Origin of the sequence: Paracoccus marcusii (genome assembly GCF_006151785.1) — a bacterium.
Classification (GTDB): Bacteria; Pseudomonadota; Alphaproteobacteria; order Rhodobacterales; family Rhodobacteraceae; genus Paracoccus; species Paracoccus marcusii.
In genome coordinates, this window is the sequence record NZ_VDDD01000059.1 from 1 (window position 1) to 6,711 (window position 6,711).

Annotated in this window: 3 protein-coding genes and 1 pseudogene; 2 read left to right on the forward strand and 2 right to left on the reverse strand. The window is 70.3% G+C overall.

Annotated elements, in window-relative coordinates; translation table 11 throughout:
* Together FHD68_RS18990 and FHD68_RS10580 are read left to right on the forward strand one after the other, a co-directional pair.
* A pseudogene (locus tag FHD68_RS18990) lies at positions 1-1,047 on the forward strand (hypothetical protein); the annotation flags it as partial.
* A gap of 26 nt (positions 1,048-1,073) precedes the next feature.
* Positions 1,074-3,182, forward strand: a complete 2,109-nt coding sequence (locus tag FHD68_RS10580; RefSeq protein ID WP_127897384.1) for an alpha/beta hydrolase family protein — start codon at positions 1,074-1,076, stop codon at positions 3,180-3,182.
* A gap of 567 nt (positions 3,183-3,749) precedes the next feature.
* On the opposite strand, the gene FHD68_RS10585 is transcribed toward FHD68_RS10580, so the two are convergent.
* Both FHD68_RS10585 and FHD68_RS10590 read right to left on the reverse strand, forming a co-directional pair.
* Entirely contained in the window at positions 3,750-4,355 is a 606-nt protein-coding gene (locus FHD68_RS10585; RefSeq protein WP_127897385.1) for a CDP-alcohol phosphatidyltransferase family protein, read from the reverse strand.
* Positions 4,352-6,499 (reverse strand): FAD-dependent oxidoreductase, encoded by a 2,148-nt coding sequence (locus tag FHD68_RS10590; RefSeq protein WP_127897386.1) that lies wholly within the window; start codon positions 6,497-6,499, stop codon positions 4,352-4,354. The genes FHD68_RS10585 and FHD68_RS10590 overlap by 4 nt, the downstream gene beginning before the upstream one ends.
* Positions 6,500-6,711 lie beyond the last annotated feature (212 nt).

The following is a 6,711-nucleotide window of genomic DNA, read 5'->3' on the forward strand; positions in this document are numbered from 1 at the left end:
CTGCCCGCGCGCCCGGTGATCGCATCGGCCATCCTGCTGGCACCGCTGCCGGACGGCCCGCCGGTGCCGACCATGCCGCTGCTGTCGATGACGCCTTGGGCCACCATCCCCGAGACGCCCGAACCCGCCGCCCCCGCCGATCCACCCGCCCCCGAGGTGCCGCCGCAATGGCTGGTCGACCTGCGGCGCTCGCCCTACCGCCGGGGCTTCTACCATTCGGAGGAGGAGTTCGCGGCGCTGCACGTCGAACGCGAACGGGCGCATCTGTTCGTCAGCTTCGACAACCTGTCCCAAGTGAGCCAGGACCAGATCGACCGCGAGGCCTGGGGATACGAATTCGCGCGCAAGTCGGGCTGGTCCCAGCTGGGCATCTTCGCGTTCCGCGCCAACTGGTTCCGCAATCCGACGCTGTTCGCCTATCTGCGCCAACTGCGCGACAACGGGCTGTTCGCGCGCTATCAGACGGTGACCTTTGCGGGAACCTCGATGGGGGCCTACGCGGCCTGCGCCTTCTCCTCGGTCGCGCCGGGGGCGCAGGTGATCGCCTTTTCCCCGCAGTCGACGCTGTCCCCGGCCCTGGTCCCGTGGGAGGCGCGCTTTCCCAGCGGCCGCGCCGCGGACTGGAGCGGCGATTTCGCCGATGCCGCGGCCCAGACCGCCTCCGCGCGGACGGTCTTTTTGGTCTATGACCCGACGGAACCCGCGGACGCCGCCCATGCGGACCGGTTCACCGGGGACAACATCGTGCGGCTGCGGACTCCGCGGGCAGGCCACAAGACCGCGCTGCGGCTGCGCCAGACCGACATGCTGTCCACGGTGGTCCGCGGCCTTGCGACGCGCACGATGGATGCGGCGGCATTCCACGCCCTTTATCGCCAGTCGCGCCTTCAGCCGTGGTACCTGGACACGCTTGGCCAGCGCCTGCAGGCGCGGGGCCGGACCGCCTGGCTGCGGCGGCTGTCCGACATCGCGGCCCGCAACGGCCGGCCCGGCATGGCCAAGGCGCTGGAGACGCGCGCCGCCGCCCCCGTGCCGCACCCGTCCTGACCCACGCCGCAACCGAAAGCGCCCGCATGCCCCGCAAGACCGCCCCGCAGCCTCAACCCGTCCCGGCCGGCCCGGACATCGCGCTGCACATGCTGATGAACGACAGCGCGCCGGTCCTGCTGGACTGGGTGCTGCATCACCGTCACGCGGGCTTTCGCAGCATCACCGTTCACGGCGACGGCGCCAACGCGCAGGCCACGGCGCTGGCCCAGGCCCTGGCCGCGGCAGGCCTGATCGACTTCGTGCCCACGACCCGTCCCGGCATCGCCCATGACAAGGCCCGCCAGATCCGCGCGCTGGACCTGGCGCTGGAGACGGCGCTGCGCGATCGCCACGATCACCTGCTGTGGCTGGAACCGGACGATTTCGTCATGATCGACACCGGGGCCGGCACCCTTGCCGACCTGGCCCAGGGGCTGGAACGGTTCCCCGACCTCCTGTCGCTGACCGTTCAGGTCGCGGGCGGGTCGGGTCAGAACCGCTATGCCGATCTGCCGCTGGTCGAGCGCTTTCGCCGCGGCACCGGCGGGGCGGCAGGGCGGATGACGGTGGCCACGCCCCTGCGCACGATCTTTCGCCCGCAGCTGGCCCGGGGGCTGAAGCCTGCGCGCCCCACGCTGAAGCCCAAGTTCGCCCGCGGCAAGGAGCCCGTGACCTGGTTGAACGGCGCGGCCGAGGACGTGGCCGACCGCTATCTGCAAAAGGGCTGGATGACGATGCCCGACCAGCCCGGGCTGGGCCTGGCGCATGTCATCGCCTTCATGGCCCAGGACCGCGAGACGTTCCTGCTGCGACGCACCGGGGCGGGCAAAACGCTGCCCTTCGTCACGCCCGACCACCTGCGGATGACCATCCAGCAGTATCAGCGCCTGAACTTCACGATGGCCGATACCGGTCCTGACCAGGCGTTCGTTCAGGCCCACCGCGCGCGGCGCGCCGAGTTCCTGGCCAGCCATCCAAAGGTCGCGGCGCGCCATGCGGCGGTGGTGACCGAATTCGCGGGGCGGCTGGACCGCCTGCTGGCGCATCAGGACCCCCAGGCGGCCAAGATCATCGCCGCCTTCGTCGAGGGGCGCCCGATCCAGGGCCTGGCCTTCGACTGGTCCGTGCCCTTCGGCGTCGCCGCGACGCCCCCCGCCCTGTCCGAGATGGATTCGGCCTGGGCTGAACGCCTGTCCCGACCCGCCGAGGAGGATGCCCCGCCGGAGGAGGACTGGGACGACACCGATGACGACACCCAGGGCCACGACGCCGCGCCCCAGCAGCCCGGCACCGCCACCCCCGACGGCGCGCCCCAGATCGCGGCGCCCGCGTGGCTCAGCGACTTGCGGCTGTCGGGACAGGCGCACGGATTCTATCATTCGATGCCAAATTATGCCTGCACCTATGTGGCACGGTCGCGCGAACATCTGCTGGTGTCCTTCGACAATCTGGCGTCGGTGCGCGAACACCCGGTGACCCGCGAACCCTGGGGTTACAAGTTCATCCGCAAGGAGGGCTGGTCGCATATGGGCATCCTGTCCTATGTGCCCGGATGGTTCCGCGACGCCGCGCTGCACCGCTATCTGATGTCGCTGCGCGAAAGCGGCTTTTTCGAACAGTTCGACCAGGTGACGCTGTTCGGGACGTCGATGGGGGGCTATGGGGCGGCGGCCTTCGCCTCGCTGGCGCCGGGATGCCGGGTGGCCGCGTTTTCGCCCCAGTCGACGCTGTCGCCGCGTCTGGCGGGATGGGACCAGCGCTATCCGACCGGCAAGCGGGCTGACTGGACCGGACCGTTCGCCGATGCCGCCGCCGAATCGCGCAGGGCGTCCCAGGTCTGGCTGTTCTATGACCCTGCGATCGACCATGACCGCCGCCACGTGCAGCGCTTTGACGGTCCGAACGTGACGCGGGTGCCGCTGCGCCATGCCGATCACAAGACGGCGCTGATGCTGCGCAACGGCCGCGTGCTCAGCGACGTGATGCGCGACATCGCGACCGGCCGGGCGACCCTGCCGCGGATGATGCAGCACTACCGCGCCTGTCGGCACCTGCCCGACTATCTGGCAGGCGTCCGCGCGCGGGCCGAACGCGGCGGCGACCCCGCCCGCGCCGCGCGCCTTGACCGCGCGATCGCGCGCCTGGCACCCTGATCAGAGACCTGCGCCGTGATCCCGTGAAGGCGGTGATGAACCGGCCGCCGGACCCTGATCGGATCCTTCTGTCGCGCATGCCGGTCCGCGGGCAAAAGATGGGCGGATGCGGCAAGCAGTGGATCTCAAAGCACCCGCCTTGCTGTCTGGCGGTTGCATGGCACACGTCTGGCAGAAGGGAGGCGGCCGCGACGATGATTTGCCCTGTGGCATGCTGATCTGCTTATCTTGGCCGGCACATCAATGACATGGCCCTGGTTCGGCGTGACATCCCTTGGAGAGGGAAAGCCCAGGGCCATGATCGTCACCGTCACGCGCCACGGGGTTGGTCTTCACCGCAGCCCGGGATCGAAAGCACCTGCCCCTGTCTGATCGGCACAGCCATGGCAGCGACAGGCCTTCCAAGAAGCGGTTCGACCACGCGGTTCGAAACTGACCCTATGTTTCACCTTGGCGGCAGAGCCGTCGATCTGCTGACCAACGTCGCACCTGAGGCTTGCCTTGCGCCCCGCCTGCCGGCTGTGGGTGACAGCCTCGGACCTGCGCAGGACCGGTCAGCCCCAGGCTTTACCGGAACGCGGTCCAGCCCTGGTGCCACCGCAGGATCGTGGTGACGCCGCAGGCCGCGGCAAAGATCCAGGCCAGCAGCGGAAAGGACGCGGGAACCAGGCACATCGCCAGGAACAGGACGATCGTCTCGAACCCCTCGGTCAGGCCGCCAAGGTAGTAGATGCCCTTGGTCGGAAAGGCCGCCGCCCGGTCGCCGCGCCGGGCGGCGATGGCGGCAAAGGCCAAAAACGACGATCCGGTCCCCACGAAGGCCGCGATCAGCACCGCCGCGGGCAGCGCGTTGGCCGCGGGATCGTGCAGCGCGAACCCCACCGGCACCAGCGCATAGAAGACGAAGTCCAGCGCGATATCCAGAAAGGCGCCGCGGTCGGTCGGGCCCTGGATGCGTGCGACCGCGCCGTCCAGCCCGTCCATGATCCGGTTCGCCGCGATCAGCACCAGCGCCGCGGTCCACCACCCCAGGGCCAGCGCGGCCACCGCCAGCAGACCCACGGCAAAGCCCGCGATGCTGATGGTGTCCGCCATGACGCCGCGGGCAGCCAGCATCTGCGCCGGGTGCCGCAGGGCCGCGCGCTGCAGCGGTTGCAGTCGGGCGTCGATCATCCGCGCCTCCATCGATGATAGCGTTCGACCAGCGCCAGCAGGCGCGGGTTCACATGGGCGCGCCGCCAAGTGCCGGCGACCGCCTTGTTGGCCTCGGCCCAGGTCGGATAGATGTGGATCGTGGCCAAAACCTTGTTCAGGCCCAGGCCGTGCTTCATGGCCAAGACGAACTCCGCGATCAGGTCACCGGCGTGATCACCCGCGATGGTCACGCCCAGGATGCGGTCGCGCCCCGGCGGGGTCAGCACCTTGACGAAGCCGCGCGCCGCCCCGTCGGTGATGGCGCGGTCCAGGTCGGCCAGGTCATAGCGCGTGACCTCGACCGCGATGCCCCGGTCGCGGGCCTCGGTCTCGGACAGGCCGACGCGGGCGATCTGCGGATCGGTGAAGGTGGCCCAGGGGATCACGCGGTCATCGACCCTGAACCGCCTGAGGGTGCCGAACAGCGCGTTGATGCTGGCGAACCATGCCTGGTGGGATGCGGCATGGGTGAACTGTAACGGTCCGGCCACGTCGCCCGCCGCCAGGATGTGAGGAAAGCGGGTCTGCAGGAAGGCGTTCGTGACGATGGTGCGGTCGGTCTCGATCCCCAGACGGTCCAGTCCGAACCCCTCCAGACGGGCGCTGCGGCCCACGGCCACGATGATCTGGTCAAAGCCGATGCGGCGGGCCGCGCCGTCCCGTTCGACCTCGATCCACCTGCCCCCGTCGATGCCGCAGCGGATCGCGCGGTACCCGGTCAGCACCGTCACCCCGTCGGCGCGCAGGGCGTCCGCGACCAGGGCCGACACCTCGGGGTCCTCGCGCATCAACAGGCGGGGGGCCATCTCGATCTGGGTGACGTCGGACCACAGCCGCGCAAAGGCCTGCGACAGCTCGCAGCCGATCGGCCCGCCGCCCAGCACGACCAGCCGCCGCGGCGCGTGGTCATGATCCGCCAGCCGCGACCACAGCGTCTCCGAGGTCAGCGGGTCGACCAGGTCCAGCCCCGGCAGCGGCGGCATGACGGGCCGCGCACCGGTCGCGATGATGATCGCCCGCGTGGTCAGCCGCCGCTCGGCGCCCTGCGGGTCGGTGACCGCGACCGTCCAAGGGTCGATCAGGCGGGCGTGGCCCTGCAGCACATCGACCCCCAGCCCGGCATAGCGGTCGACGCTGTCATGGGGCGCGATGTCGGCGATGATCCGGTGGATGCGGTCCATGACCGCGCGAAACGGGACCGCGGGCGGTGTGTCGGCCAGCCCGAAGCGCGCGGCATGGCGCATCTGATGCGCCACGGTCGCGCTGCGGATCAGCGCCTTGGACGGAACGCATCCGTGGTTCAGGCAGTCGCCGCCCATCGCGCCGGCCTCGATCAGGGTCACCTTGGCCTTGGTCGCCGCGGCGATGTAGGCCGAGACCAACCCGGCCGAACCCGCGCCGATCACCACCAGATTGCGGTCGAACCGCCGGGGTCGGGTCCATCCGGCATAGACGCGACGGCGGCGAAGGATGCCCACGATGGCGCGGGCGATCCACGGAAACACGGCCAGCGCCGCGAAGGACGCCAACAGGGGCGGCGACACGATCTCGGACAGGCTGTCCAGTGCGGCCAGCTGCGTGCCCGCGTTCACATAGACCGCGGTGCCCGCCAGCATGCCAAGCTGGCTGACCCAATAGAACGTCCGGGTCCGGATCGGCGTCAGGCCCATCAGCAGGTTCGTGGCAAAGAACGGCATCACCGGGATCAGCCGCAGCGAAAACAGATAGAACGCCCCGTCCCGCGCCAGCCCGGTCTCGATCCCCCTGGCCCGCGCGCCCAGCCGCGCCCGCACCCAGTCCCGCAGCAGGTACCGCGCCGCCAGAAAGGCCAGCGTCGCCCCGATGGCCGACGCGAACGAGACGATCGCCAGCCCCGCCCAGAACCCGAACAGCGCGCCCCCGGCCAGCGTCAGCCAGACCGCGATCGGCAGGGACAGCGCGGTGATCGCGACATAGGCGGCGGCGAACAGCGCCGCGACCAGCACCGGCCGCTGCTGCTGATACTCGGCCACGGCGGCCAGATGCCCGCGCAGCGACTGAAGCGTCACGTCCTGACCGCCCAGCAGCCACGACCCGGCCAGCACAATCGCCGCGACAAGGATTAGCAGAACGGGTCTGGTCACGGCATGTCCTTCATCACGGCCTCGGGGCACCTATCCGACAGGTCGTCAGGATGCCCGAAGTCTTACCGGACCGCCGCGACTCGCCCGGTCACGTCCCCGTGTACACGCGGCCCCGTCATCCCCGTCATCCCCGTCATCCCCGTCGGAGCCGTCGGAGCCGTCGGAGCCGTCGGAGCCGTCGGAGCCGTCGGAGCCGTCGGAGCCGTCGGAGC

What these genes read in the sequence shown, in the direction of transcription:
- FHD68_RS10585 (WP_127897385.1), bottom strand. Translation starts at nt 4,355, where the DNA reads ATGATCGACGCCCGACTGCAACCGCTGCAGCGCGCGGCCCTGCGGCAC.
- FHD68_RS10580 (WP_127897384.1), top strand. Translation starts at nt 1,074, where the DNA reads ATGCCCCGCAAGACCGCCCCGCAGCCTCAACCCGTCCCGGCCGGCCCG.